The sequence below is a fragment of the Streptomyces sp. NPDC056144 genome, from assembly GCF_042264145.1.
Classification (GTDB): Bacteria; Actinomycetota; Actinomycetes; order Streptomycetales; family Streptomycetaceae; genus Streptomyces.
On record NZ_JBHJVF010000001.1, the window covers coordinates 870,437 to 895,632 of the forward strand.

The following is a 25,196-nucleotide window of genomic DNA, read 5'->3' on the forward strand; positions in this document are numbered from 1 at the left end:
CGCGAGGGGCCGCACGGGTGCGGCCCCTCGCGAGTACGGAGTACGGGTACGGGTGATCCCCGTGACTCCGTACCGGTGGCTACTTCTGGTAGCCCACGGTCTCCGGCAGCGGCGTGCCGAAGATGGTGGCGCCGACGTTGGCGAGCCCGGACTTCACGCCGTAGATGGACGGGCCGCTGAACAGCGGCAGGTAGCCGTACTGCGCGAGCGCCTTCCGCTCGACCGCGTTCGCCTTGGCCGTCTGCTCGGTCGGGTCCGCGATCGCGGAGACCTCGCGGATCTCCTTGTCGAGCTCGGCGTTGCCGATGCTCACGATGTTGGAGCCGCTGTCGGTGCAGTAGAACTCGCACAGGTAGCGGGCGCCGAACGGGTCGGGCGACCGGTTGCCGACGAGGAAGATGTCGAAGCTCCGCTCGCTGAGGATCCGGGCGAAGTCGGCGTCCGTCGAGTTCTTCAGCTCGACCTGGATGCCGACCGGCTTCAGCATCTGCACCAGCGCGCCCGCCGTGGCCTTCTCCAGCGGGTCGTCGCCGCGCAGGGTGTAGGTGACGGTGAGCTTCTTGCCGTCCTTCTCGCGGACGCCGTCGCTCCCGGGCTTCCAGCCGGCCGCGTCCAGCGTCTTCTTCGCGTTCTCCGGGTCGTGCTTGATGACGGCGCCGACGTTGTCGGAGTAGCCCTTCTGGAAGCTGAAGAGGAGGAGCGAGCCGGGCAGCGGCTCGGTGTAGTCGCCGAGGCCCTGGAACTGGATCTTCGCGATCTGCGCCCGGTCGACGCTCTCCAGGAGCGCCTTGCGCACCTGGACGTCCTGGAGGTTGGGCGACTTGGCGTTGACGTAGAAGGAGTACGCGAACGGGCTGCCGCCCTGCCGGATCTCCGTGCCCTGGACGCCCGAGAGCCGCTTGAGGCCCTCCGCGTCGCCGGTCGCGGTGTAGTCGATCTGGCCGTTCTTGAAGGCGTTCGAGGCGGCGTCCGACTCCAGGTTGACGTAGACGCGCTGGTCCAGCCTGCCCTTCTTCCCCCACCACTTCGGGTTCCGCACGAAGGTCAGGTCGCCGGACTTCGCGTCGAACTTCCCGACCGTGTACGGGCCCGCGCCCCACTCGGGGTGGACCTTCTTGACGTACGCCTCGTTGTAGCCGGCCACCGTCGCGGCCTTGGGGTGCAGGAGCGTGGTGAAGAGGCTCGACCACCAGGGCGCGACACCCTTGAAGGTGACCACGGCCTGCTTGTCGTCCGCGCCGCGCGTCACCGAGGCGATCTGGCCGTACCCCTGGGTGTCGCTCGCGTTGTACTTCTTGTCCGTGCCGTTGTTCGCCTGCCAGGTGGCCTTGACGGCGGTCCAGTCGATCGGCGTGCCGTCGTTGTACGTGGCCTTGGGGTTGAGGGTGAGGACCACCCGCTGCTTCCCGCCGGTGACCTCGGTCTTGACGTCGGCGAGGTAGTCCGGGTTGTACTGCACCTCGCCGGTGGGGGAGTACGTGATGACGTCCGGGTTGTACCAGAACCAGACGCGCTTGGCGGTGAGCGTCGCGTTGGCGTTGAAGGGGTTGCCCTGGTCGTCGATGGTGCCCGCGGTGGTGTACGTGCCGCCGTCCTTGACGTTCTCGTACGGCTGCGGGTTGTAGTCGACCTTCGCCGAGGCCGCGGCGGGCGTCGCGCCCTTCTGGGCGGCCTTCCCGGTGTCCGGCTTGCCGGAGTCGGGGGCGCCGCACGCCGAGACGGCGAGGGTGAGGGCCGCGGTCAGGGCGGCGGCGGGGACGGCGATTCTCGATCGCATGGGGGGTGGGTCCTCATTCCTTGCAGGGCGCGGTACGCCAAGGGGTGCGGCGTCCGCGGGGTGGGGAGCCCGCGGTCAGCGGGCGTGGCAGGCGTGGAGGTGGCCGGAGCCGGCGGCTGCCGGCCCCAACGTGGGGCGTCGCGTACGGCATCGCTCCCGCAGCCCCTCGTCGTCGAGGGTCCGGAACAACGGGCAGCGGTCCACGAACACGCAGCCCGTCGGCAGGTTCGACGCGCTCGGCTGCTCGCCTTCGAGCACGATCCGCTCACGGGAGCGCTCGCGCGCGGGGTCGGGGACCGGGATCGCCGAGAGCAGGGCCTCGGTGTACGGGTGCCGGGGGTTCGCGAAGAGCTCCTCGGTGGTGCCGGTCTCGACGACGTGCCCGAGGTACATGACCGCGATCCGGTCGGCGAAGTGCCGCATCACCGCCAGGTCGTGCGCGACGACCAGGTACGCGAGGCCGAGCTCGCGCTTCAGCCGCGCGAGCAGGTTCACGACGCCGGCCTGCACGGACACGTCGAGGGACGAGACGGGCTCGTCCAGGACGACGATCCGGGGCTGTGTCGCCAGGGCCCGCGCGATGCCGACGCGCTGGCGCTGCCCGCCGGACAGCGCGGCGGGGAAACGATCCGCCACGGCGGTGTCGAGGCCGACGAGACCCAGGAGTTCGGCCACCCGCTCCCGTACCGCCGCACGGTCGACGCCGACCGCCTCCAGCGGCTCGGCGAGCAGCCGGGAGACCGGCAGCCGCGGGTCGAGGGAGCCCATCGGGTCCTGCATGACGATCTGCACCTCGCCGCGCAGTTCCCGCAGGCGCCCGGCGGAGCCGGGGCGGGCGACGTCCGTGCCCGCGACCTCGATCCGCCCGGTCTCCGGCGGCCGGAGCCGCAGGATCTCCAGGAGCGTGGTGGTCTTGCCGCTGCCGGACTCGCCGACCAGACCCAGGGTCTCCCCGGCCCGCAGCTCGAACCCCACGTCGCTGACGGCGTGGAGCGTGCCGACGCGACGCTTGAGGAACGCGCCCTTGGTGACGGGGAAGGTCTTGCCGAGCCCGGAGACCCGGAGGACGACCTCGCCGGGGGAGCGGGGCACCGGCACGGCCGCCTCCGCCGTGCCGGTCTCCGCCGGCCCAGGAAGCTGCGTCTCCTCCGGCCCGGGAAGCGGCGTCTCCGCCGGAGCGGGAGACAGCGTCTCCTCCGGCCCGGGGAACAGCGTCTCCGCCGGCAGCCGACCGTCCGCGATCTCGTCGGCGCGCAGGCAGGCCACATGACCGTGCCCCGCGACCGCCGTCGCCGTCGGCTCCTCCGTTCGGCAGCGGTCGAGCGCGACCGGGCAGCGGTCCGCGAACGGGCATCCGGCGGGCAGCGCCACCAGGGACGGGGGCTCGCCCGCGATCGGCACCAGCGGCCGGTCCTTCGGGGCGTCGGGCCGGGGCACGGCGCCGAGGAGACCGATGGTGTACGGCATGGCGGGCCGCCGGAACAGTTCGTCGACGCCCCCCCGTTCCACGATCCGGCCCGCGTACATGACGGCGACGTCGTCCGCGTACCCGGCCACGACACCGAGATCGTGCGTGATGAGCACGACGCCCGCGCCGGTCTCGGCCTGCGCGGTCCGCAGCACCTCCAGGATCTGGGCCTGGACGGTCACGTCGAGCGCGGTCGTCGGCTCGTCGGCCACGATGACCGACGGCGAGTTCGCCATGGCCAGGGCGATGACGACCCGCTGGCGCATCCCGCCGGAGAACTCGTGCGGGAACGCGCGCGCCCTGCGGTGCGGCTCGGGAATGCCGACCAGGTCGAGGAGCTCGACGGCCCGCTTCCACGCGGCCTGCTTCGTCAGCTTCTGGTGGACGCGCAGCGCGTCGGACAGCTGCCGGCCGACGGAGAAGATCGGGGTGAGCGCGGACAGCGGATCCTGGAAGACCATGCCGATGTCGTTGCCGCGCACCCGGGACAGCCGCTTGTCGTCGAGCCCGACCAGGTCCCGCCCGCCGAGCAGCACCTCGCCCGACACCTGGGCGGTCGGCGGCAGCAGCCCCATCACGCCCATGGCGGTGGCGGACTTGCCCGAACCGGACTCGCCGACGATGCCGAGCGTCCGCCCGGGCAGCAGGTCGAAGCTGACGCCGCGCACGGCGGCGACCGGCCCGGACTCGGACGGGAAGGAGATCCGCAGGTCCCGCACGGACAGCACGGGCGCCTGCGCGGTCTCCGGGGCGAGCGGCCCGGGCACGGCGGCCGGGGTGAGGGTGAGGGTCATCGCGCGCCTCCCGAGGCCGCCGATACGGAGGTGGGGTCGAGGGCGTCGCGCAGCCCGTCGCCGACGAGCGTCATCGACACGGTGAGCAGGACGACCAGCCCGGCCGGGAACGCGAACAGCCACGGGGCGCTGGTGATGGTCCCGGCGCCGTCGGCGAGCATGGTGCCGAGTGACACGTCGGGCGTCTGCACGCCGAACCCGAGGAACGACAGGGCCGTCTCGCTGAGGACGGTGGCGACGACGCCGAGCGTCAGGTTGACCACCAGCAGGGACCCCAGGTTCGGGATGATGTGCCGCAGCACGATCCGCCAGGGCCGTACGCCCATGAACTCGGCGGCCAGGACGTAGTCCCGCTCCCGCAGCGAGGTGGACAGCGACCAGACGACCCGGGCGGTCGTCATCCAGCCGAAGACGGTCAGGACGAGGATCAGCACCCGCCAGTCGCCCGCGAGCCTGTGCGAGACCAGGGCGAGGACGAGGAACGACGGGACCACGAGCAGGAAGTGGATGACCGCGAGGGTCGCCTTCTCCACCCGGCCGCCGAGGTACGCGGCTCCCGCGCCGATCACGGCGGCGAGCACGATCGTGAGCACCGAGACGCTCACCGCGATGACGAGCGACCGCTGGAGTCCGTGCACGGCCTCCGCGTACACGTCGTTCCCGCCCTGGTTCGTACCGAAGGGGTGGGCCGCGCTCGGCGGCTGGGTGAGGGCGGTGAAGTCGACGTCGGTGTACGCGGCCGGCGCGAACACCCCGCCGAACAGGCTGAACAGCACGAGGAGGAGGAACAGCGCCACACCGAGCACGGCGCCGCGGTTGCGCAGGAATCGCCGCAGGTAGAGCCGGCCGCTGCCCAGGGCGCGCTGCCGGGAGGCGGGGGAGTCGTTGGAGGCGGTGGAGTCGAGGGTGGCGGTCACGTCAGCTCACCCGCACCCGGGGATCGAGCACGGCGACGGCGACGTCGGCGAGGATCGCGCCGATCGCGGTCATCGCCGCGCCGAACGCGGCCACCGCGACGGCGCCGTGCACGTCGTTCTTGCCGATGGTCTGGATGAAGTACTGGCCCATGCCGTTCCAGCCGAAGACGGTCTCGGTGATGACGGCGCCCGTGAAGATCGCGGGGATGCCGAAGGCCACGGAGGTGGCCGTCGGGACGAGGGAGGAACGCAGCGCGTGGCGGCGGATCGCCTGGGCACGGGTCAGGCCGGTGGCGCGCGCGGTGCGGACGTAGTCGGAGCCGATGGCGTCGAGCAGCAGCGTGCGCTGGGTGAGGTGGTAGCCCACGTACCCGAGCAGCGTGAGGCTCAGCGTCGGCAGGACGAGGTGCTGCACCCGGTCGACGACGGTCGGCAGGAGGCCCTCGACCGTGGGGGACTTCTCCCCGGCGACGTACAGGAAACGCAGCCCGAGACTCTGGTTCAGCCAGATGCCGAGGAGGACCACGGCCAGCGCGGCGACGGCGGTGGGGATGTTGAAGAGGAAGACGGACACGAACTGGGTGACCCGGTCCCACCAGCCGTACTGCCGGGACGCCGTGGACACGCTCAGGGCGACCCCGAGGAGAACGGACAGGAGCGTGGCGGCCGTGACGAGCTGCGCGCTCACGAGCACCCGGAACCCGATCTCGGAGTTCACCGGCGCGCCGACCGGGGACCTGCCCCAGTCGAAGTGGAGGACGACGTCGCTGAACCAGCCCCACCAGCGCTCCACGAGCGGCACCCGCGGATCGAGGTTGTACGGCGCGAGCGCCTGGTCGATCTCGGCCGCGCTGCGCACGGGCCGGGTGTCCTTGTAGTTCGACCTCGGATCGAGGAAGAGGGCGGCGAGCACGTACGTGACGTTGGTGGCGACGACGATCATGGCGAGCCAGCCTGCGGTCTTGCGCATCACGTGACGGAGCACGACCCCGCCTTCCCGGGTGTGAGGGCGGTGGTGGGGGTTCTGGACATGCTCGACGTGCTTTCTGAGGGGGGTGTCCGCGCACTCCCTGGGAATCGGAGGGGAACGCGCGGTGGCGACACCTCATTCTTTGATCACGAAACGCCAGGTGGGAAGCGTGCGCAGGCCCCTGTCACGTGACTGCAAGACGCCCGTCACAATCGCGGAAGACCACGGACCGACCCTGAAGGAGCCGAGAGACCACGATGCCGATCCAACGCCTCAACCACGCCGTCCTGTTCGTCTCCGACGTGGCCCGCAGCACGGCCTTCTACACCGACGTCCTCGGCTTCAAGGCCCTGCCGCAGGCCTTCCCCGGGGCCGCCTTCCTCCAGGCGGCCGGCTCCGCCAACGACCACGACCTCGGCCTCTTCCAGGCCCGGCCTCAGGCCCAGGAGCCCGGCTCCGCCGCCAGGCATCCCGGATCCGCCGCCCGGCAGACAGGGCAGGTCGGTCTCTACCACCTGGCCTGGGAGGTCGACACGCTCGCCGAACTGCGCCGGACACGGGACCGGCTCGCCGAGGCGGGCGCGCTCACCGGCGCGAGCAACCACGCCTCCACGAAGGCGCTCTACGCCCGCGACCCCGACGGACTGGACTTCGAGGTCTGCTGGCTGGTCCCGGACGGATCGGTGGCCGAGGAGCTGGCGGCCATGACCTCACCCACCCGCCCCCTCGACCTCGACGCCGAGATCGCCCGCTACGGCGCGGACACCCCGGGCGGCCCCCGCACGGACCCGACGGTCTGGCGGCACCTCACGGGTTCCGCCTGACGAGGCCTCAGCCGATGCCGATCCGCTCGGCGAGGGCGACGACGATCCCCGAGGGTCCGCGCAGATAGCAGAGCCGGTAGACGTCCTCGTACCGGGCGATCCCGCCGAGCAGTTCGGCGCCGTGCGGGCGGAGCCGGGCGAGGGTCTCGTCGAGGTCGTCGACGGCGTACATGACGCGGTGCAGCCCCAGCGTGTGAGGCGGCGGCGGGGCGGCCGCGCCGCCGCCGACCGGGGCGGGGGAGTCGTACCGCGCGAGCTCCAGCCTCCCGTGCCCGTCGGGCGTCCGCATCATCGCGATCTCACTGCGGACCCCGTCCAGGCCGACGGTCCGGTCCGCGAACAGCCCCTGGATCGGCGCCCTGCCCTCCAGTTCGAGGCCGAGCGCGGTGAAGAAGGCGACGGCGGCGTCCAGGTCCTCGACGACGATGCCGACGTTGTCCATCCGTTGAACCGCCATGACGTTCTCCCTCTGCGTGGCGCGGGCGTGGACCACCGGTATACCGATACGGGGCCAGGGGAGCCGTACGCGACACTCGACGTAGGTGACGGACCGTCGTCGGTTCCGGCGCCGCCGTGCTCGGTCCCCCGGTGGCCCGGCCGACGGGATCGCTCCCAGGACACTCCCGAACAGGCGTGCCTTTCCCTGCGGTTGGACGGATGCGATCATGGTCGGCCGGTCGGCACCCCGACCCGGGACCAGCGCACGAACGGATGACCAGACCGGTGCCCCAGCACGAGCAGGCCATGCGCCGCCACTTCCACGAGGCCGCCGCCCGGCGCGGGTTCTCGATCGCCCCGGCGCAGGAGGCGGCGGTCGGGCGGCTGTCCCGCCTCGCGTCCGAACTCGCCCGGCCGGCCTGGACGTTCCCCCGTCCACCGCGCGACCTGTACGTCTGGGGCCCGGTGGGCCGGGGGAAGAGCTGGCTCGTCGACACCTTCTACGAAGGGCTGCCGACCAACCGCAAGCGGCGCCTGCACTTCCACGACTTCTTCCGGCGGCTGCACGAGGGAGTGAACAGGCCGGGTGCCCGCCACGACGGCCAGAGCGCCGTCGACAGCGCGCTCGACGAGCTGATCGGGGACAGCAAGGTCCTCGTCTTCGACGAGTTCCACGCCCACGACGCGGGCGACGCGATGCTCATCGCCCGCCTCTTCCGGACGCTTCTCGACCGCCGGATCACCCTCGTCACGACCTCCAACTACCCGCCTTCGGGCCTCATGCCGGACCCCCTCTACCACCACCTCTTCGAGCCGACCATCGCGCTCATAGAGGAGCGGATGGACGTCCTGGACGTCTCGGGCCCGGTGGACTTCCGCCGACTCGCGTCCCCCCGGCCGCAGGACGGCGGCCGCCGCTTCGCGACGGGCCTGCGCCTGCCCCCGGGGGATCCCTCCCTGGAGTCCGAGGGCCTGACCCCTCCGACCCCGGCCGAGGCCACCTCCGTCGGGGGACACCTGCGGGACCTCCCGGCCCGCGCGGTCCGCGGCGACCTCGTGTGGCTCGCCTTCGACGCGCTCTGCGAGACGACGACGGCGGTCCCCGACTACCTGGCCCTCGCCGAACGCTTCGCCACCCTCGTCCTGGACGGGGTCCCCCCACTGGCCGAGGCCACCGCCGACGGCCGGCAGCGCTTCGCGAACCTCGTCGACGTCGCCAGCGACCGGGACACCCGCCTGATCCTCATCGGCGCCGACCCCCTGGCCACCCTCCCCGGCGACCGGGTCCCCACCCGGGACCTCGACCGCACGGCGAGCCGCCTGGCGATGCTCGGCAGCCCGGCGAACCCTTCCTAGAGGCGTCCTGCCCCTAGAGCGGGCGCCGGGTCGACGACAGGGTCATCGAGCGCACCCACGGTTCGTGGGAGAGCCGGTCGACCCCGTCGCGCGAGAGCATGCCGCTGACGACCGTCCGGTCCGCCGTCCCGACGTCGACGCCCGTGTCGCGGAGCGTCTCGCGCTGGGCTTCCGTGGGGGGCTGTTCCAGGAGGACGGTCACCAGGAGGTTCCTGACCTCGGAGCCGGTCCCGCCCTCGGCCTGGTCCTCGGTCGCGGCCTGGTCCCCGGTGGCGGCCCGGCCCCCCGTGTCGTCCCTGCCCTCCGGGCCGACGTGGCCGGCGTCGCCGGCGTCCACGGCGGCCGAGAGGGCGGTGTCGAGCTTGTCGTAGTCCATGATCCTGATTCTGCCCCGGCGGGTCACAGACGGGACGCGTCGACGAGGCCGTGCCCCCACTTGGGGTCGAAGGATCCCGGGGCCGCGCCCGGTACCGTCGCCGCCGCCGTGAGGAAGGAGCGGATCTTGTCCGGGCCGGCGCTCGGGTCGCCCTCCAGGAGCAGGGCGACGAGTCCGGCGACGAACGGGCAGGCCATGCTCGTGCCCTGGAGCGCCAGATGGAGGCCGTCGACCAGGAACGCCCGGCGCAGTCCGACCGCGTCGGGGGAGAGCGCGGAGACGATCATCGCCCCCGGGGCGGTGACATCGGGTTTCGGCATGCCGTCCCGGCGCGGGCCCTCGCTGCTGAAGCCCGCGATGTCGTCCGCGACCAGCCAGGTGGCCAGCCGCTGCGCGCCGTCGATGTCCTGCCACTGGGTACGGGTCGTGGACGCGGCCACGGTGATCGCCGAGGTCGCCGCCCCGGGCGAGCCGATCTTGAGCGCGTCCTGCACGGCGGGCCCGCTGAACTGCGCCGGGGGCTCCGCCTCCTGACGGCCCAGCATCCACACGTCGGACCGGCAGCTCTGTCCGCCGACGTCCGCCCCGCGCAGGACGAGCCGCCACTTCGGCGCCCCGGGGGCCGGGGCCGCCGCGGAGGGCTCCACGGCCACGAAGAAGTTGTGGTCGCCGTTGGCCGGGTCGGGGCCCGGAGTGACGATCTGCACGACGCCGTCCGCCAGGTCGTACGAGCGGACCGGCGAACCGCCCGTCAGGACGGGCTGGAAGTCCGTGGTGTCGCCGGACGGCGACGCGACGGCGACGTCGAGCCGGTCCCCGCCCGCGTACCAGCCGTTCAGCCAGAAGATGTCGGGGGAGCCGTCGATCCGCCCCGGGTGGCACGGTACGGAGACGGTGGCGCCCTGTGTCACCGAGAGCCGCGCGTGGATGTCGTCCTCGCCCTCGTTCCCGGCGGCGCAGCACACGATCTTGCCGGGGCCGCTCTCCTCCTCGATGGCGAGGGACATGACGTCCGTGCCGTCGTGCGCGTCGGAGTGGCCGCCCAGGCTGAGGTTGACGACCGCCGGCATGCCCAGCTCGTCCGCCAGGCGGAACACGTACTGGACGCCGTCGATGATGTGGGCGTCCTGGAAGTCCGTCTTGACCGCGACGATCCGGGCGCCCGGAGCGACGCCCTCGGTGCCCGCCGCGATCCCCGCGACGTGCGTGCCGTGGCCCTCCTCGTCCCGGGACAGGACGGGCCCGCCCGCCGCGACGCCGGTGAACTCCGCCCCGTACGGGCCCTCGGGGACCCCGTCCCCGCCGGGCAGCGTCTGGTCCCAGACGCGGTCGATGCGCCCCGCGAACGCGGGATGCCCGACGAAGATGCCGGTGTCGACCACGCCGACGAGCACGCCGTCCCCGGTGCGGTCCAGACGGGCCCGGAACGCGGGCACGCCGACCTTCGCGAGGGCCAGGTCGAGGCACGGCCGCAGCTGCGAGGCCGGCACGATCCGGAGCACTCCCGGCTGTGCGGCCAGCTCCTCCAGGGCGTCCAGCGGGACGATGCCGGTACGGATCGACCGCCCGCCGCCGTTGATCTCGGCACCGCCCACGCCGACGGGCGGGGCGTCCGGGTCGCACTCCACCGTGACGACGACCCGGACCGGCTTGGCGCGCTGCTCGACGGAGACGAGCCCCATCATGCCCGCGGGCCCCCGCAGCGGGGCGCGGCGACGGCCTTCCCGCACATAGCGCTCGTACGCCGCTGCCAGCGGCGGAGCCAGCTTCTCGACGGTCATGACCGCCTCCTTCGACGTACGCATGCGAGATATGCGTACTTCATACGTTTATGTCGTATATGCTCCCCCTGTGGGGGACGGGTCGTCAAGGGTGGTCCTGATCATGAGCGGCCGGAAACGACTCACCCGCGAGCGCGTCCTGCGCGCCGCGCTCACGGTGGCGGACGCCGAGGGCCTGGCCGCGCTGAGCATGCGCCGGGTCGCGGGGGAGCTGGGCGTGGAGACCATGGCGCTCTACCGGTACACGGAGAGCAAGGACGACCTCCTCGACGGCCTCGTCGAGACCCTCTTCCTGGAGGTGGAGGAGCGGCTCTCACCCCCGGGGAAGCGCTCCGGACCGCCCTCCGCGCCCCCCAGGACCCCTACGCCCCCGGACCTCCGGGACACGCTCCACCGCATCGCCGTCGAGCTCTACCGGGTCGCCGTCGCGCACCCGAACACCATCTCCCTCTGCGCCAGCCGCCCCCTGACGGTCCCGCTGGCCCGCCGCCCGCCCGCCGTGCTGCGCGTGCACGAACGCCTGCTGACCCTGCTGAGCGCGGCCGGTCTCGACGAGGCCGCCGCGCTGCGGGTCTACCGGGCCTTCATCTCCTGGGTCCTCGGCTACATCGTGATCGACCTGCGCGCGGTCGTCGACGACCCCGACGAACCCGACCCCGCCTTCCGGCTCGGTCTGCACCGCCTCCCCGCCCGCGACTTCCCCATGCTGCGGGCGTACGGCCCCGCCCTCGCCGACCGCGGCGGCGAGGAACAGCTGGCCGCCGGACTCGACGCCCTGCTCGACGCCCTGCTCGACCACTGAACCGACCCGCCGGTCACCCCCGGCCGTGCCGCGCGATCACGACGGGCGCCTCGATGAGCCGCACACCCGGCTTCGGCACGGGCACCGGCCGCTTCCAGGCGCCGTCCTCGTCCGACACCTCCTCGACCTCCCAGTTCCGGCAGGTCGCGTCGAGCGCCAGCGGGTAGAGGGTGAGGCTGCCGTCCCGTCCGAGGTGCATCCGGAGGAAGCCCTTGTGGTCGTCGAGGGCCTGCCCGGACATCTGCCACTCGGCGACGATCCCGTGGTCCGACCACAGCACCCACAGGGCGAAGAGCTGCGCCCCCAGGGACGCGCCCAACACGGCCGCCACGACCAGCAGGACCGCGAGGATCGCGAAGCCGTTCCAGGACGCGGGGACCGCCCGGGCGACCGCCACGACGACCGCGAGGGCCGCGACGGCGACCGCCGCCTCGAACAGCACGGCCGTGAGTGTGCCGGAGGGGGCCCGGGGGCGCCGCTCGCGCCGCAGCCCACGCCACCAGCCGAGCACGAACGGCAGCACGAGGAGCCCGGCGGCGATCCAGAGCAGCCGGAGCACGTCGTCGCCCCCGGCGCTCCGCACCGCCCCGACCGGGTTGTGCCGCCCCTCGGCCAGCGTGAACAGGGCGCCCAGGAGCAGGACCAGCACGACCTGCACCCCGGCCGCCAGCGCGGCGAATCCGGGGTTGCGCCGCGGAAGCCAGTACCGCGACCAGGGCGTGGCGATCGCGCGGGCGAGGGAACGGGACTCCGCCGGGTCCGGGTACGTCTCCTGGGCGAGGGCGAACGCCGTCGGCGGCTCGTCCTTCCGCCGCATGCGGGACGTGGCCGGCGGCAGCGGCAGGGTCTTCGGCAGCCGGTGCGTGGAGGCGAGGAACGCCCCGCCGAGACCGCACGTCACCATCTGGCGCCGCCGCGGGTCGGGCGGCAGGACGGCTGCGTCCGCTCCCGTCGCCTCCGGGGCCTCGTGCGGCAACCGTTCCGCGTAGCGGGCGTAATGGTGCTTGTCGCCGGTCAGCCACAGCCGGATCGACGCACCCGTCTCCTCGCGCGTCCGGGTCGTGCGGTCGAAGCGGTACCGCACGATGTTCCGGTCGAACCAGTGCAGCGAGTTGAAGGCGTCGGGCCGCTCGTCGCTCCGTACCCACGTGGGCTCCGCCGCGCAGACGATCACACTGTCGCCCGGCCGCAGACGCGGCGAGAAGTGCTCCTCGAAGTAGCGTCGCTGCGGGTCGTCGACGTAGCTGCCCAGCTGGCTGTCGAGGCCGACGAGCCACCAGCGCTGCGGCAGCTGCACGGCGAAGTAGCTCCGGGTCTGCCGCGTCTGCCAGCCGCCGACCGGGCTCTCCTGGGCGAACATCCTCAGGAACGCGGTGAGTCCGTCGTACCAGTCGTGGTTGCCCGGCAGCGCCACCATGAGCGGCTGGTCCGCCGCCGACGGCAGCGCCGCGCGGTACGGGCCCTTCATCCGGTCCTCGTACGCGGTCGCCGACGCCACCGGGTACACCTGGTCACCGCCGAGCACGAGCAGCGCACCGCGGGGGAGCGGTCCGGGGCCCGGCACGTCGAGCCGGTCCCGCCCCAGCGCCGACGCCACCGAGGCCGTGGCCTCGAACCCGTCGCCGAGGTCCGCGACGAAGTCGATCCACAGCTCCTCGGCCCCGGGATCCGCCAGCGGCGCCCGCAGCAGACCCGCCTCCAAGGCCCCCTGGATCTCCCGCTTGTCCGAGTAGCCGGCGAAGACGGCGGCGAGGGCGACCTTCACCGCCGTACGGGCCAGCTCCCTCGGTGCGAGCCAGCGCACCGGCTCCTGAGGGGTGAACCGGAGCTCGTCCGCGCGTCCGCGCAGCTCATGGAAGTCCACGGAGGCTCCTCCTCGGTCACGGCGTCCCCGGTCGCGGCGTCCCCGGTCACAGCGGCGACCAGGGCAGGACCTTCTGCGCGTACACGTCCCACAACCTGCCGAGGAAGAACTGCCCGAACCGCCGCAGGGTATTCACCCGGTCCCGCGGGGTCGGCGCCTCGACCCGGAAGGTGGTGAGCTGCTTGAGGAAGTCGGCGGGGCGGATGCGTACGGTTCCGGAGGCGACGACCTCGGCCCCGGACTCCTCCTCGTCGTGCACGTGACCGCGCAGGACACGGGTGTGCAGCACCGAGGTGTCGCGCCACACGCCCAGGCGGGAGTCCTCACTGACGTCCTTGTACCCGCTGAGCGTGAGCGGGTGACCCGCCCGGTCGGCGAAGAACGCGCGGTAGCGCATCCGCAGGTGCTGCGGGTCGGTGTGCTCCACGAACAGCTGGAAGGTGCCCTGCTCGATCGGCAGCCGCCCGCCGAGCTCCTCGCAGCGGATCTCGCCCCGCAGTTCGGCCTCGTGCTCGGGTCCGGAGAGGAAGCGGTCCATGCCCCGGACGTCCACGGTCACGTGCAGGGCGAGCCCGGCGGGGGCCCCGCCCGTGAAGGCCACGCGCCCGACCATGCGCTCGGTGAACCGCAGCCGGGTGGGATCGACGGGCGGGAGCGCGGCACCGGGCTTCCACGGAATCCCCTGCTCCGTGCACCAGCGGCGCGCGTCCCGCACCCCGAGCTCCACGGCCTGGGCGAACCGGTCCCGGCCGAAGTTGATCAGATAGTTCAGGGGAACCTCGCCGCTCAGCATCCGGACCTCGACGATCCGCCCGAACTCGCCCTCCTCCCCGGCACGGAGGGCCGTGTTGTTCGCCTCGATCCGGCGCAGCCAGTCCTTCAGGCGGCCGTTGGCCGTCGTCTCGATGACGTGGAAGTAGTTGGCGACGAATCCGTCCCGCCAGCGGTGCCTGCGGCTGACCGTCCAGATGATCCACAGCTCCTCGCAGCCCCGCCGGATCGCCTCCTCGACGTTCGCGTCGGTCAGGTAGACCGGGTCGATGTACGTGTCACCGTCGATGACCACCGGAGGGAACCACATGGGGAGCGCCACCCCGGCGCAGAACCGGTCCTCGTCCATGCGGTCGGCGGTCACCGCCTCCAGCTCGTTCGCGCTGAAGTTGTAGAGGTTGAAGGTGGCTTCGCGGTCGGTGGCCCGGATCCGCGCCCAGTCGAGCCCCCACTCCGGGAAGACGTGCCGCCGGTAGCCGTCCAGGGTGAAGAGGGAGCGGGCGTAGGGGCCCTTCGGCAGCTCGCGCCAGTTCGGGCTGACGCCCTTCAGCGGGGCCAGCGTGCGCCAGCTGTCGGCGATCTCGTGCCCCGACATCCCCTGGCAGTACATGGCGAGGTTGAAGATCCCGCCGCTGGCGCCGTCGCAGTGGTCGAAGGTCAACTCGGCCTCGTCGAGCAGGACTTGCAGGACACCGGCCTGGTAGGCGACCTTGAGGCCGCCGCCGGCGAGGAGGAGCGATCTGCGCGGGAGTCCGGTCGGATGTCCGGTCGTCGTCATGATTCCTAGGCCTTCCGGTGCTTCCGGTGGTCCTCGACGAGGCGGAGCGCCGCCCGGTCGGCCAGCGCCGCGATGGTCAGCGAGGGGTTCGGGCCGACCGGGCCCGGCAGGACCGAGCCGTCGGCGACCGAGAGCCCCGGGCAGTCGTACACCCGGCCGAAGGAGTCGACCACGCCCTCCCGCGACGAGTCGGCCATCGGCGCGCCGCCCACCGGGTGCACGGTGATGAGGCGGTTGAGCAGCCACAGGGGGTTCGCCGCGTAGTGTCCGCCGAGGCTGTGCGCGATCTCCTCCATGGCCTCGTTCATCTGGTCGAAGTACCGGTCGGACGCGCCCAGTTTCCAGTCGAGGTCCAGGTTCCCGTCCCGGAGGAACATGCGGCCGTTGGGCACGTCCCTGCCCATGCCGAGCAGCGGCAGCGAGGTCGCGGTGAACAGGCCCTTGCCCAGGGCGGCGCCGAGCTGCCGGCCCACCTGGCTGCGCGCGGTCCCGGTCAGCCGCGACCATCCCCGGCGCATCAGGAACCGCGCGACCCTGTTGGTCATGGTGAGGACGTTGTGCTCGACGAGCCAGTTGAGGAACTCGGGGTATCCGGCGTCCTCGATGTAGAAGCCGCGGTCGCTCGCCCCGCTGCCCTTCCTGTCATACCGCATCGCACTGGTGATGACGGGCCCGAAACTCGGCTCCATCATCCGCGGCACGCTCTCCTCCCGCGCCCCCGCCTTCCTGGCCTTGAACACCAGGCCGAGGAAGTCCCCGTTCCCGGAGAAGTGCGTCCCGAGGGCCGGGCTGAGCGCGGGGAACGCGCTGCGGTTCCGCAGCAGCAGGTACGTCGTCCCGAGCGTTCCGGCGGAGAGGATCAGCCGCCGGGCCCTGACGGTCCGCCGAACGGGCGGAGCCGCCGGGTCCTCCGCGCCGGCGGGGCGGTGCTCGATGTACGTGACCTCGAAGCCCTCCCGTACCGGCGCGAAGGCGCGGACCTCGCACAGGGTCCGGATCTCCGCCCCGAGGCGTTGCGCGGCACTCAGATAGGTGAAGTCGAGACTGTTCTTGCTGCCGAAGTTGCAGCCGAGGTCGCACTCGCCGACGAGCCGGCACGCGAAGCGCGGGCTGTGGTGCAGATTGCCGGAACCGTCGTCGATCGGGGCGCCGGGCACCGGCGGATCGCCGAAGGAGACGGCCAGCGAAGGGAGTTCCCACGGAATCCCGAGCCGCTCGGCGGCCTCGCGCATGGCCCGCGTCTTCGGCGTGCTCCGGTACGGCTCCACGCCGAAGGGGTACGGCCGGGCGCCGAGCATGGTCTCGACGTCCCGGTAGTGCGGGTCGAGGTCGGCGTAGGTGACGGGCCACTTCTCGTACCCGCCGTCGTACGCCTCGTGGACGAACCAGCGCTCCGGCTTGCGGATCAGCACGTTCGCGTAGATCAGCGAGCCGCCGCCGAGACCGCTCGACACGAGCGCGTCCATCGTGGAGAAGCTCCACATGTCGTACATGCCGTGGAGCCCGGCGTCCGGGTCCCAGAAGTTCTTCGCCGCCTCGTGGGGGCTGCGGGGGAAGGATCCGGGCGGGAACGGCTTCCCGCGTTCGAGGACGCACACCCGAAGGTCGGCCTCGGCCAGGCGATACGCCGTCACGGAGCCGCCGAAACCCGACCCCACGACGACGGCGTCGAAGACGTCCAGGCTCGCCACGTCTCCATCGTTCACCCGTGCGGCGGTGCCCGCACGTCGGGCGGCGCCGAGCCGTGCGGGCCCGGCTGTGAGGGCCTGTTGACGCCGGGGAAACACGAAACACGCCGGAAACGCCGGCGTACGCGTCGCGAAACGCGTTCCCGTGAGGCTCTCCCCTCGAACCTGTAGGAGGAGACCGCTGATGCCCCTCGCCGCCGCACCCCGGCTCGACACCGGCGACACCGCCTGGCTGCTCGTCGCCACCGCGCTCGTGCTGCTGATGACCCCCGGCCTGGCCCTGTTCTACGGGGGCATGGTCCGCACGAAGAGCGTCCTCAACATGCTGATGATGAGCTTCGTGTCGATCGCCCTCGTCACGGTGGTCTGGCTGGTCGCGGGGTACTCCCTCGCGTTCGGCGAGGACGCCGTCGGCGGCCTCATCGGCGGCCTCGACCACCTCGGCCTCGCGGGCATCGGCCCGGACTCCCTCACCGGCACGGTCCCGACCTTCCTCTTCAGCACCTTCCAGCTGACGTTCGCGATCATCACGGCGGCGCTCGTCAGCGGCGCCGTCGCGGACCGCACGAGCTTCGCCGGCTGGCTCGTCTTCGTACCGGTCTGGACCCTCCTCGTATACGTCCCCGTCGCGCACTGGGTGTGGGGTCCCGGCGGCTGGATCTCCCGGTCCCTGGGAGCCCTCGACTTCGCCGGCGGCCTCGTCGTCGAGATCGCCTCGGGCGCCTCGGGACTGGCGCTCTGCCTCGTCCTCGGCCCGCGGATCGGCTTCAAGAAGGACGCCATGCGGCCCCACAACCTGCCCATGGTCATGCTCGGCGCCGGACTGCTCTGGTTCGGCTGGCTCGGCTTCAACGGCGGCTCGGCGCTCGGCGCCAACGGCCTGGCCGCCGCGTCCCTCCTCAACACCCTCGTCGCCGGGTGCACCGGTCTGCTCGGCTGGCTCTTCGTCGAGCAGCGCCGCGACGGCCACCCGACCACCTTCGGCGCGGCCTCCGGCGCCGTCGCCGGGCTCGTCGCGATCACCCCGGCGTGCGGCGTCGTCGCGATGCCCGGTGCCGCCGCCGTCGGCCTCGCGGCCGGTGTCGTCTGCTCGTACGCCGTCGCCTGGAAGTTCCGCTTCGACTACGACGACTCCCTCGACGTCGTCGGCGTCCACTTCGTCGGCGGCGTCGTCGGCACCCTCATGATCGGCCTGGTCGCCACCTCGGTGATGACCGGCGGCAAGGAGGGCCTGCTGTACGGCGGCGGGCTCGGCCAGCTCGGCCGGCAGGCCGTCGCGGTGGTGGCCGTGGCCGCGTACACCTTCCTCGTCACGTACGGGATCGGCAAGGCCCTCGACCGGCTCATCGGCCTGCGGGCCTCCGCCGAACAGGAATTGACCGGACTCGACCAGACGGTCCACGCGGAGACCGCCTACGATCACGGCGTGCTCGGCCACGCAGGCGCGCCGCTGCACGCCACGTCCGCCGTCGTCGCGCCCGCCAAGGACAGGAAGCCCTCCGCATGAAGCTGATCACCGCGATCGTCAAGCCGTACCGCCTCGACGAGGTGAAGAACGCGCTCCAGACGCTCGGCATCGCCGGCCTCACGGTCACCGAGGCCAGCGGGTACGGGCGTCAGCGCGGGCACACCGAGGTGTACCGGGGCGCCGAGTACCAGGTCGACCTGGTCCCCAAGGCGCGGATCGAGGTCGTCGTCGAGGACGCCGACGCGGACGACGCCGTCGACGCGATCGTGCGTGCCGCCCACACGGGCAAGATCGGCGACGGCAAGGTGTGGATGGTGCCGGTGGAGACCGTGGTCCGCGTCCGCACGGGGGAGCGCGGGCCCGACGCGCTCTGACGGGTGCCGGAGCCGGCGGTCAGGCGTCGAGGCCGAGACGCGGACCGCCCCGGTCGTGCAGCCGTCGGAAGAAGGCCAGCACGCCCGCCGAACCGCCGGCCCAGGTCGCGCTCGGCCCGGCGAGACCGGGGTCCGGGAACACCGGCCGGGACCAGGTGCCGCCGCTGCGGCTCAGGATGAGCAGGGCGACGGTCTCGGCCGCCTCCCAGAACTCCTCGGACGCGGACGCGGACGTGGACGCGGACGTGGTCGCGGTCGCGGTCGTGGAGGCGGTCGCCCGTGCGAGGTCCACCATCAGGTCGCCCACCCCCGCAAGCCCGCAGCACTGCGAGACCAGCGGCATCCGCGGTGCCAGCGCGGCGCAGGCGCGCGCGGCCTGCTGGGCGAGGTCGAGGTACCGGGGCTCTTCGAGGAGTTCGGCGGCCCGGACGAGGACGGCTCCGATCCCGGCCAGGCCGCGGCACCACGACCCGTAACGGCGAGTTGCCCCCGGCGCGGAGGCCGCCGCGATGATCCCCGGTGTCACGGCCGCCAGGTGCGCGGCGGCCTTCTCGGAACGGCTGATCGCGCCGGGGTCCCCGGTCGCGTGGCCGTAGTCGAGCAGGAACCAGGCGACGCCCGCCTCGCCGTGCGCGATGCCCTCGCCGAGCGCGGCGCCGCCGGCCTTGTCCGCACCCGTCGGGTTCAGCCGGGCCGTGCCCGACGCGAGCATCCGCTCGCAGTCGGCGGCGACGGAGAGGTGCCGGTCCGCGGCGCCCCGGTCACCGGACCGCAGGGCGTGTCGGGCGAGCAGCAGCCGGCCGAGGCCGATCCCGGCGGCGCCCGCGATCAGGTCGGCCTCCGGGGGCCCACCGTCCGGTGCGCGGTCCGGGAGGACGGGGTGCCCGGACGTCGGGGCCGCGGATCCCGCTGCCCCGGCCTCCGCGAGGAAGAGCTCGACGCCGGTACTCCCTGTGTAGAAGCCGGGACCGAGGTTCCTGGCCTGTGCCGCCGTCCACTCGGCCAACGCGGCCACGGCGGAGCGCACCTGGGGCCGGTGGGTGTGGTGGAGCAGTTCGAGCCCGAGGCCCGAACTGCCGCCGTAGACGTCGATCGAGGCCGGGACGTTGCGCTGCGCGGCCCGTACCGGGTCCACGATCGCGTGCGCCTCGTCGACGCAGTACGACACGGTGTGCTCGATGATCTCGGCGAGCAGGTCGCCGTCGATCCGGGGGTACGGGGGCCTGCGAGCGGCCTGGCGCGCGGGGGCGCCCGTGCCCGTGCGCAGGCGGTCGGCGGCGGTTGTCCGTTCGGCCGGGTCGAAGCTCAGCAGGCCGGTGATGGTCGACCGTATGCCCTCGTGAGCGCGGCCCGGCAGGGCCGACGCCAGGCAGGCCAGGGTCCGGTCCCGGTTGACCCGGTGGTCGGAGTCGACGATCACCGGATCCAGGCCGGTGGCGGCGAAGAAGAGGGTCGCGCCGAGGGCGTAGTGGTCGTCGGCGGGAGCGGCGGGTCCGTCCGCGCGGAGCACCGGCTCGCTGTACCCGGGGGTGGCCCCGCCCGGACCGGAGCCGTTCCACTCGCTGATCCCGAAGTCGATCACGTGGACGTGGCCGGCGCCCGAGTCGTCGAGCACGACGTTGTCGGGCTTGAGGTCACGGACGACGACGCCCCGGCCGTGGATCGCGTCCAGGACGCGCAGGAGACGGGAGGCGAGGACGGGCAGGGCGCGCTCCGGCCGGGTGCCGTCGTGCCGGGCTCCGCCGTCCCCGTAGGGGCCGTTCCGCAGCACGTCCGTGCGCAGGTTCCGGTCGCCGCAGCTGCTCGTCACCAGGTACTCGTCCGACTGGTGCGCGAAGTAGTCCAGTGCCCGGGGAACGCCCGTGACGCCGTCCAGCGCGGCGAGGACCGCGCGCTCGTTCCGCAGCCGGTGGCGGGTGTCCGTACCCGACTCGTCCTCGCCGACGAAGGCCCGCGCCTGCTTGACCACCACCGGCGTTCCGGCGGCGCGGTCGACCGCGCGGTAGACGTTGCCCCGGGCCGAGCGCGCGATGCCTCCGGTGATCCTGTAGCGTCCGCCGCCGAAGTCGGCCGCGGTCGGCTCGTCACCGTGGCCGGACGCGCGGGCGAAGGGGTCCTCGGCCCAGGGCGGGCACCGGTACCGGCCGACGGCCAGGCCGTCGAAGATCTGTCCGTCCGGCCCGGTCATGACGGATTCGAGCCGCCCGCTCCGGCCGGTCCGGTAGTCGCCCGTGAAGGGGCCGTAGCGGTAGTAGACCGGGGCGTTCGGGTCGACGCGCCGGTCGCTGACGATCCGGGGGCCTTCCCGGTCACGCAGCACGGCGGCGAGTTCCCGGCCGACCTCGGCCACGGCGCCGGCCGGGGGATAGACGGTGATCGCCTTCCCGACGGCTCCGGCGCTCACCACCCCGGAGTTGAGGCGGCGCAGCGTCTCGGGGTCACGCGCGAACTTCGCGTGGCAGACGTGCCGGGAGAGTACGGGCAGGACGAGCCCGATCACGGCGTCGAGGTCGCCCGGACGCGCCGAGACGTGCAGTTTCCAGCCGTGCTCCATCACCGGCATGCGCGGATCGTTCAGATACGACCAGGTGTCGTCGGACCACCCGCCGCGGCCGGTGATGGAAACGGCCACCGCTACGAGTTCAGGTCGCAGGCGAAGCGGGTGGTGGCGGTCACCCAGGGGTCGGAGAGACACGCGGTGTGTTCGCGGTCGCTGCGGTCGTCGTCCTCGAACGCGAGCGCCTCGTCGTCGATCTCCAGCGGTCCCGCGTCGCGGATTCCGTCGGTCTCCGGAAGATCCAGCACGGCAAAGGGCATGTCACGCCTCCATGATTGGCCGGGTTTGGCTGAACCAAGCTAGGGAGGGCCGGACTTGCTGACAAGAGGGCGAAAACGGGCCACTCCTGGAGGGTTTTCGACCGTTTCCCACTCCTCCTGACCGCTCCCCGGCCGCTCCCTGCCCGTTTCCGACGACTCCGCAGCGGTCGCCTACCGGTGGGTCGGGTCGCATACTGGCGACGTAGGGCAGGCGGCCGAGTCGACGGCAGGGACCAGCGCCATGACCACCACACAGCACCCCTCCGCCCGCATCCCCGGATTCAGGGGCGAGACCGTCGGACCCGACGACCCCGCGTACGAGAGCGTGCGCCGCTGCGTGAACCGGGACCTCGACCAGCATCCCGAGATCGTCGCCCGCTGCACCGGGCCCGAGGACGTCCGCGCCGCCCTCCGGTACGCCCGCGAGCGGGGCCTCGACGTGTCGGTGCGCGGCGGTGGGCACGCCACCGCCGGCTTCGCGTCCTGCGAGGGCGGACTCGTCGTCGACACCAGCCCCATGAAGCACGTCGAGATCGATCCCGAGGCCCGCACCGGACGGTTCGGCGCCGGGCTGACGTGGGGCGAGCTCGACGCCGCCACCCAGGAGCAGGGCCTCGCGGTGACCGGCGGGCGCGTGTCGGACACCGGGGTCGCCGGACTCACCCTGGGCAGCGGCTCCGGCTGGCTGGAGCGCATGTACGGACCGTCCGCCTGGAACCTCACCTCGGTCGACGTGGTGACCGCCGACGGGCGGCTCCTCCGCGCCGACGAGCGGGAGAACGCCGACCTCTTCTGGGGCCTGCGGGGCGGCGGCGGCAACTTCGGCGTCGCGACCGACTTCGGTTTCCGGCTCCACCCCGTCGGGCCGCTCCTGTACGCCGGGATGCTGCTGCACCCGCGCGCGGTCGCCGGCCCGCTCGTCCGCTTCTACCGGGACTTCCTGGAGCAGGCGCCCGACGAGGTGACCGGGGCCGTCGCCCTGATCACCGCACCGCCCGAGGAGTTCGTCCCGGAAGAGGGCCGCGGACAGCCCGCAGTCGGCGTGATCGTCGTGTACGTGGGTGACGCGGCGCGCGGCGAGGAGGCCCTGCGGCCGCTGGTCGAGTGGGGCGACCCCTGGGTCCGGCGGGTCGGCCCCATGCCGTACACCGCCCTGCAGCGGATGCTCGACGACGGCTCACCGGTCGGCGTCAGCGAGTACTTCAAGATCGACTACCTGCCCGAGCTGCCGGACGAGGCGATCGACGCGGCGATCGCGAAGACGGAGTCGCTGGCCGCTCCCCTGACCCAGGTGATCTTCTGCCCGCTGGGCGGCGAGATGGACCGCCTGGACCCCGGGGCCATGGCCCTCTCCACCCCCGCCACGAAGTGGGTCTGCTTCTGCCTCGCCATCTGGTGGGGGAACGAGGAACGCGAGCGGCACATCGACTGGACGCGCTCCTTCCACGAGACCATGCGCCCCTGGTCGACCGGCACCTCGGTGCCCAACTTCATCGCCGGGGACGAGGGCGCGCGGCTCCGCGCCTCCTACGGCCCGGAGAAGTACGCCCGCCTCGTCGAACTCAAGGACCGGTACGACCCCGGGAACGTCTTCGCCCTCAACCAGAACATCCCGCCGACGGTGCCGCTCTAGAGGACCCTAAGCCGTCCACTCCGTCTTGTGTCCGAACCCACGGCCGTTGTCGATCAACCGCAGCCAGGCGGGGCGCAGTTCCCAGAGCGCGGTGGCGGCCAGCGCCTCCCGCAGCCGGGCGTTCTCGCGGACGAACGGGAACCGATCCGCGTACGCCGCGAACGCCGCGTCCCGCTCCGCGCCGGCCGCCAGGCGGTGGCACCGCCCCCGGCCCTGGAGGCCGGTCAGCCGGCTCCACTCCTGCCCGTCGGCCTGCGCGGTGAAGGCGACGGCGGCGCCCTCGTTCCCGCCCGCCGCCAGCGCCCGCCCGTGCCGGGTGGTGACCGGGTCGGAGACGAAGACGAGCGACCCGGCGGCCGGATCCGCGACGGCGTACAGGACCGCGCACGCCTGGGGGCCCTCGGCGTCGGCGTAGGCGAGCGTCAGGGTGGACAGCGACCGCAGCGCGGACGCGAGTTCCTCGGGCAGAGGCACCACGGGGTACCAACTCCTCTCGTACCGTGGTGACTCTACCGATGTCGTCGAAAATTCATTTGAGGGCGGGCCGGGGCATCGTCATCATCGGGGGACACCGATGAGTTTCCCGCCGCGCCGCAGTCTGCCCTGTGACTCGCCCGTCCCCGCCGCGGAGGGCACTCACCTGACGGAAGGCACCATGCAAGCACCGCACGCAACCCCCGCACTGCCGCCCGAACGCGTCACCGCCGTGCTGCGGATCCTGGTGCTGTCCACGTTCGTCGTGCTCCTCAACGAGACGATCATGGTCAACGCGATCCCGCGCCTCATGAGGGAGTTCGAGGTCACCGCGTCCGCCGCGGGCTGGCTGTCCACCGCCTTCATGCTCACCATGGCCGTCGTCATCCCGGTGACCGGATGGTTCCTCCAGCGCGTGACGACCCGGACCGCGTTCGGCCTGGCCATGACGCTGTTCATCGCCGGTACGGCCCTGGCCGCGGCCGCGCCCGCCTTCCCCGTACTCCTGGTGGCCCGCGTCATCCAGGCGAGCGGCACCGCCGTCATGATGCCGCTCCTCATGACGACGCTGATGACGCTCGTACCGCCGAGCGACCGCGGCCGCGTCATGGGCAACATCACGCTCGTCATCTCCGTCGCGCCCGCGCTCGGCCCCGCCGTCTCCGGCGTGCTGCTCGAACTGGGCACGTGGCGCCTGCTGTTCCTGGCCGTCCTGCCCATCGCCGTGGCCATGGCCATATTCGGCCGCCGCAACCTCGTCGACATCGGCGAGCCGCAGGCGGTACCGATCGACTGGCTGTCCGTCCCCCTCGCGGCGGCGGGCTTCGGCGCCCTCGTCTACGGCCTGGGCGGGCTCGGAGCGGGCGAGGGCGCGTCGACCGTCGTGCCGCCCGAGGTCACGACCCTCGTCGGCGCGGTGCTGGTCGGCCTGTTCGTCTGGCGGCAGCTCGCACTCCAGCGCTCCTCCACGCCCCTTCTCGACCTCCGCGCTCTGACGTACCGTCACTTCTCCGTGGCGCTCGGCCTGATGTGCCTGACGTTCATGGCGCTCATGGGCGCGTTCATCCTGCTGCCCATCTACCTCCAGGAGGTCCAGGGCCTCAGCTCCCTGCAGACGGGCCTGCTGCTCATCCCCGGCGGCCTGACCATGGGCCTGCTCGGACCGCAGGTCGGCAAGCTCTACGACCGCATCGGCGCGCCGCGGCTCGTCGTCCCCGGAGCCGCGCTCACCGCGCTCTGCCTCGCGCTGTTCGCGCTCACGGGCGCCGAGACCTCGCCGTGGGTGGTGCTCGTCCTCCACGTCGCGCTGAGCGCCGGCATGGCGTTCGTCTTCACCCCGGTCTTCACGTCGGGCCTGTCCGTCCTCCCGCCGCACCTGTACCCGCACGGCTCCGCGATCCTCGGCTCGCTCCAGCAGGTCGCCGCCGCCGCGGGCACCGCCCTGATGATCAGCGTCATGTCGGGACGAGCCGTCGCGGCGGCGGCCGACGGCGCCGACGCCACGGACGCCCTGGCCACCGGCATCCGCTGGGGCTTCGGCGTGGGCGCCGCACTCGGCGCGGTCGCGGTGCTCGTGGCCCTGCTGGTCCGCACGCCCCCCGTCCCCGAGCCGCCGGCCGCGCCCGAGGCCCAGGACGAGGACGACCGGACCGCGAAGAGCGCCGCCACGTCCGACTGACCGTTCCCTCCTTCCGCTCCTCGCTTCCGCCGACGCCGTCGCGGGGGCCGCCCCCGCCCCGCGCGGCGGCCCCGCCGACGGCGTGGTGGGCGGGGGCGCCCCGCCCGGCGGCGGGCACGCGCAGCGCCCGGGCACCCCCCCCCCGGCC

The 25,196-nt window shown here is 72.8% G+C and carries 20 protein-coding genes; 7 read left to right on the top strand and 13 right to left on the bottom strand.

Features of this window, described 5'->3' with window-relative positions:
* Nucleotides 1-79: 79 nt before the first annotated feature.
* From ACFC0Z_RS03730 to ACFC0Z_RS03745, 4 genes are all read right to left on the bottom strand, one after another.
* Complete coding sequence (locus ACFC0Z_RS03730; protein ID WP_376432348.1) at nucleotides 80-1,777, bottom strand: ABC transporter family substrate-binding protein; 1,698 nt, start codon at nucleotides 1,775-1,777, stop codon at nucleotides 80-82.
* A gap of 75 nt (nucleotides 1,778-1,852) precedes the next feature.
* Nucleotides 1,853-4,039 (bottom strand): dipeptide ABC transporter ATP-binding protein, encoded by a 2,187-nt coding sequence (locus ACFC0Z_RS03735; protein ID WP_376432351.1) that lies wholly within the window; start codon nucleotides 4,037-4,039, stop codon nucleotides 1,853-1,855.
* On the bottom strand, nucleotides 4,036-4,956 hold the full coding sequence (locus ACFC0Z_RS03740) for an ABC transporter permease (RefSeq protein ID WP_376432353.1): 921 nt from the start codon (nucleotides 4,954-4,956) through the stop codon (nucleotides 4,036-4,038). The genes ACFC0Z_RS03735 and ACFC0Z_RS03740 overlap by 4 nt, the downstream gene beginning before the upstream one ends.
* 1 nt (nucleotide 4,957) lies before the next feature.
* Nucleotides 4,958-5,941 carry an ABC transporter permease gene (locus ACFC0Z_RS03745; protein ID WP_376432354.1) on the bottom strand — a complete coding sequence of 328 codons (984 nt, stop codon included), beginning with the start codon at nucleotides 5,939-5,941 and terminating at the stop codon, nucleotides 4,958-4,960.
* Between the two features lie 242 nt (nucleotides 5,942-6,183).
* On the opposite strand from ACFC0Z_RS03745, the gene ACFC0Z_RS03750 reads away from it, so the two are divergent.
* On the top strand, nucleotides 6,184-6,750 hold the full coding sequence (locus ACFC0Z_RS03750; RefSeq protein ID WP_376432356.1) for a VOC family protein: 567 nt from the start codon (nucleotides 6,184-6,186) through the stop codon (nucleotides 6,748-6,750).
* Between the two features lie 7 nt (nucleotides 6,751-6,757).
* Here the strand turns inward: ACFC0Z_RS03750 and ACFC0Z_RS03755 are convergent, their stop codons facing one another.
* On the bottom strand, nucleotides 6,758-7,207 hold the full coding sequence (locus ACFC0Z_RS03755) for a VOC family protein (protein WP_376432358.1): 450 nt from the start codon (nucleotides 7,205-7,207) through the stop codon (nucleotides 6,758-6,760).
* A 266-nt stretch (nucleotides 7,208-7,473) separates the two neighbouring features.
* Here ACFC0Z_RS03755 and zapE point away from each other — a divergent pair, with 266 nt between their 5' ends.
* Complete coding sequence (gene zapE, locus ACFC0Z_RS03760) at nucleotides 7,474-8,544, top strand: cell division protein ZapE (RefSeq protein WP_376432360.1); 1,071 nt, start codon at nucleotides 7,474-7,476, stop codon at nucleotides 8,542-8,544.
* Nucleotides 8,545-8,557: 13 nt separating this feature from the next.
* Here zapE and ACFC0Z_RS03765 read toward each other — a convergent pair whose 3' ends face one another.
* Together ACFC0Z_RS03765 and ACFC0Z_RS03770 are read right to left on the bottom strand one after the other, a co-directional pair.
* Nucleotides 8,558-8,920: a hypothetical protein gene (locus ACFC0Z_RS03765; protein ID WP_376432363.1), complete on the bottom strand. Its 363-nt coding sequence runs from the start codon at nucleotides 8,918-8,920 to the stop codon at nucleotides 8,558-8,560.
* Nucleotides 8,921-8,943: 23 nt separating this feature from the next.
* Nucleotides 8,944-10,701 (bottom strand): S8 family serine peptidase, encoded by a 1,758-nt coding sequence (locus ACFC0Z_RS03770; protein WP_376432365.1) that lies wholly within the window; start codon nucleotides 10,699-10,701, stop codon nucleotides 8,944-8,946.
* A gap of 103 nt (nucleotides 10,702-10,804) precedes the next feature.
* Here ACFC0Z_RS03770 and ACFC0Z_RS03775 point away from each other — a divergent pair, with 103 nt between their 5' ends.
* Nucleotides 10,805-11,503: a TetR/AcrR family transcriptional regulator gene (locus tag ACFC0Z_RS03775; protein ID WP_376432368.1), complete on the top strand. Its 699-nt coding sequence runs from the start codon at nucleotides 10,805-10,807 to the stop codon at nucleotides 11,501-11,503.
* A gap of 13 nt (nucleotides 11,504-11,516) precedes the next feature.
* On the opposite strand, the gene ACFC0Z_RS03780 is transcribed toward ACFC0Z_RS03775, so the two are convergent.
* The 3 genes from ACFC0Z_RS03780 to ACFC0Z_RS03790 are packed head-to-tail and all read right to left on the bottom strand — an operon-like array spanning nucleotide 11,517 to nucleotide 16,607.
* Complete coding sequence (locus tag ACFC0Z_RS03780; protein WP_376432370.1) at nucleotides 11,517-13,367, bottom strand: hypothetical protein; 1,851 nt, start codon at nucleotides 13,365-13,367, stop codon at nucleotides 11,517-11,519.
* 46 nt (nucleotides 13,368-13,413) lie between these two features.
* Nucleotides 13,414-14,916: a patatin-like phospholipase family protein gene (locus ACFC0Z_RS03785; RefSeq protein WP_376432372.1), complete on the bottom strand. Its 1,503-nt coding sequence runs from the start codon at nucleotides 14,914-14,916 to the stop codon at nucleotides 13,414-13,416.
* Between the two features lie 5 nt (nucleotides 14,917-14,921).
* On the bottom strand, nucleotides 14,922-16,607 hold the full coding sequence (locus tag ACFC0Z_RS03790; RefSeq protein WP_376432374.1) for a GMC oxidoreductase: 1,686 nt from the start codon (nucleotides 16,605-16,607) through the stop codon (nucleotides 14,922-14,924).
* A gap of 181 nt (nucleotides 16,608-16,788) precedes the next feature.
* Between ACFC0Z_RS03790 and ACFC0Z_RS03795 the strand changes: the two genes are divergently transcribed.
* Together ACFC0Z_RS03795 and ACFC0Z_RS03800 are read left to right on the top strand one after the other, a co-directional pair.
* Nucleotides 16,789-18,111: an ammonium transporter gene (locus ACFC0Z_RS03795; protein WP_376432376.1), complete on the top strand. Its 1,323-nt coding sequence runs from the start codon at nucleotides 16,789-16,791 to the stop codon at nucleotides 18,109-18,111.
* A complete protein-coding gene (locus ACFC0Z_RS03800; RefSeq protein ID WP_376432378.1) occupies nucleotides 18,108-18,446 on the top strand; it encodes a P-II family nitrogen regulator in 339 nt (112 codons plus the stop codon). The genes ACFC0Z_RS03795 and ACFC0Z_RS03800 overlap by 4 nt, the downstream gene beginning before the upstream one ends.
* 19 nt (nucleotides 18,447-18,465) lie before the next feature.
* On the opposite strand, the gene lanL is transcribed toward ACFC0Z_RS03800, so the two are convergent.
* Together lanL and ACFC0Z_RS03810 are read right to left on the bottom strand one after the other, a co-directional pair.
* Nucleotides 18,466-21,078, bottom strand: coding sequence for a class IV lanthionine synthetase LanL (lanL, locus tag ACFC0Z_RS03805; RefSeq protein WP_376432380.1), 2,613 nt, complete (start codon nucleotides 21,076-21,078; stop codon nucleotides 18,466-18,468).
* 2 nt (nucleotides 21,079-21,080) lie between these two features.
* Nucleotides 21,081-21,263, bottom strand: coding sequence for an SflA family class IV lanthipeptide (locus ACFC0Z_RS03810; protein WP_376432382.1), 183 nt, complete (start codon nucleotides 21,261-21,263; stop codon nucleotides 21,081-21,083).
* A 241-nt stretch (nucleotides 21,264-21,504) separates the two neighbouring features.
* Here ACFC0Z_RS03810 and ACFC0Z_RS03815 point away from each other — a divergent pair, with 241 nt between their 5' ends.
* Nucleotides 21,505-22,896 carry an FAD-binding oxidoreductase gene (locus ACFC0Z_RS03815; RefSeq protein ID WP_376432384.1) on the top strand — a complete coding sequence of 464 codons (1,392 nt, stop codon included), beginning with the start codon at nucleotides 21,505-21,507 and terminating at the stop codon, nucleotides 22,894-22,896.
* 6 nt (nucleotides 22,897-22,902) lie between these two features.
* On the opposite strand, the gene ACFC0Z_RS03820 is transcribed toward ACFC0Z_RS03815, so the two are convergent.
* Nucleotides 22,903-23,373, bottom strand: a complete 471-nt coding sequence (locus ACFC0Z_RS03820; protein ID WP_376432386.1) for a pyridoxamine 5'-phosphate oxidase — start codon at nucleotides 23,371-23,373, stop codon at nucleotides 22,903-22,905.
* A gap of 178 nt (nucleotides 23,374-23,551) precedes the next feature.
* Between ACFC0Z_RS03820 and ACFC0Z_RS03825 the strand changes: the two genes are divergently transcribed.
* Complete coding sequence (locus ACFC0Z_RS03825; protein WP_376432388.1) at nucleotides 23,552-25,048, top strand: DHA2 family efflux MFS transporter permease subunit; 1,497 nt, start codon at nucleotides 23,552-23,554, stop codon at nucleotides 25,046-25,048.
* The last annotated feature ends 148 nt before the right edge of the window (nucleotides 25,049-25,196 follow it).

Excerpts from the sequence above, each read along its gene's own strand:
- ACFC0Z_RS03730 (WP_376432348.1), bottom strand. The coding sequence starts at position 1,777 with ATGCGATCGAGAATCGCCGTCCCCGCCGCCGCCCTGACCGCGGCCCTC.
- ACFC0Z_RS03735 (WP_376432351.1), bottom strand. The coding sequence starts at position 4,039 with ATGACCCTCACCCTCACCCCGGCCGCCGTGCCCGGGCCGCTCGCCCCG.
- ACFC0Z_RS03750 (WP_376432356.1), top strand. The coding sequence starts at position 6,184 with ATGCCGATCCAACGCCTCAACCACGCCGTCCTGTTCGTCTCCGACGTG.
- ACFC0Z_RS03755 (WP_376432358.1), bottom strand. The coding sequence starts at position 7,207 with ATGGCGGTTCAACGGATGGACAACGTCGGCATCGTCGTCGAGGACCTG.
- ACFC0Z_RS03765 (WP_376432363.1), bottom strand. The coding sequence starts at position 8,920 with ATGGACTACGACAAGCTCGACACCGCCCTCTCGGCCGCCGTGGACGCC.
- ACFC0Z_RS03770 (WP_376432365.1), bottom strand. The coding sequence starts at position 10,701 with ATGACCGTCGAGAAGCTGGCTCCGCCGCTGGCAGCGGCGTACGAGCGC.
- ACFC0Z_RS03775 (WP_376432368.1), top strand. The coding sequence starts at position 10,805 with ATGAGCGGCCGGAAACGACTCACCCGCGAGCGCGTCCTGCGCGCCGCG.
- ACFC0Z_RS03785 (WP_376432372.1), bottom strand. The coding sequence starts at position 14,916 with ATGACGACGACCGGACATCCGACCGGACTCCCGCGCAGATCGCTCCTC.
- ACFC0Z_RS03795 (WP_376432376.1), top strand. The coding sequence starts at position 16,789 with ATGCCCCTCGCCGCCGCACCCCGGCTCGACACCGGCGACACCGCCTGG.
- ACFC0Z_RS03800 (WP_376432378.1), top strand. The coding sequence starts at position 18,108 with ATGAAGCTGATCACCGCGATCGTCAAGCCGTACCGCCTCGACGAGGTG.
- ACFC0Z_RS03810 (WP_376432382.1), bottom strand. The coding sequence starts at position 21,263 with ATGCCCTTTGCCGTGCTGGATCTTCCGGAGACCGACGGAATCCGCGAC.
- ACFC0Z_RS03815 (WP_376432384.1), top strand. The coding sequence starts at position 21,505 with ATGACCACCACACAGCACCCCTCCGCCCGCATCCCCGGATTCAGGGGC.
- ACFC0Z_RS03825 (WP_376432388.1), top strand. The coding sequence starts at position 23,552 with ATGCAAGCACCGCACGCAACCCCCGCACTGCCGCCCGAACGCGTCACC.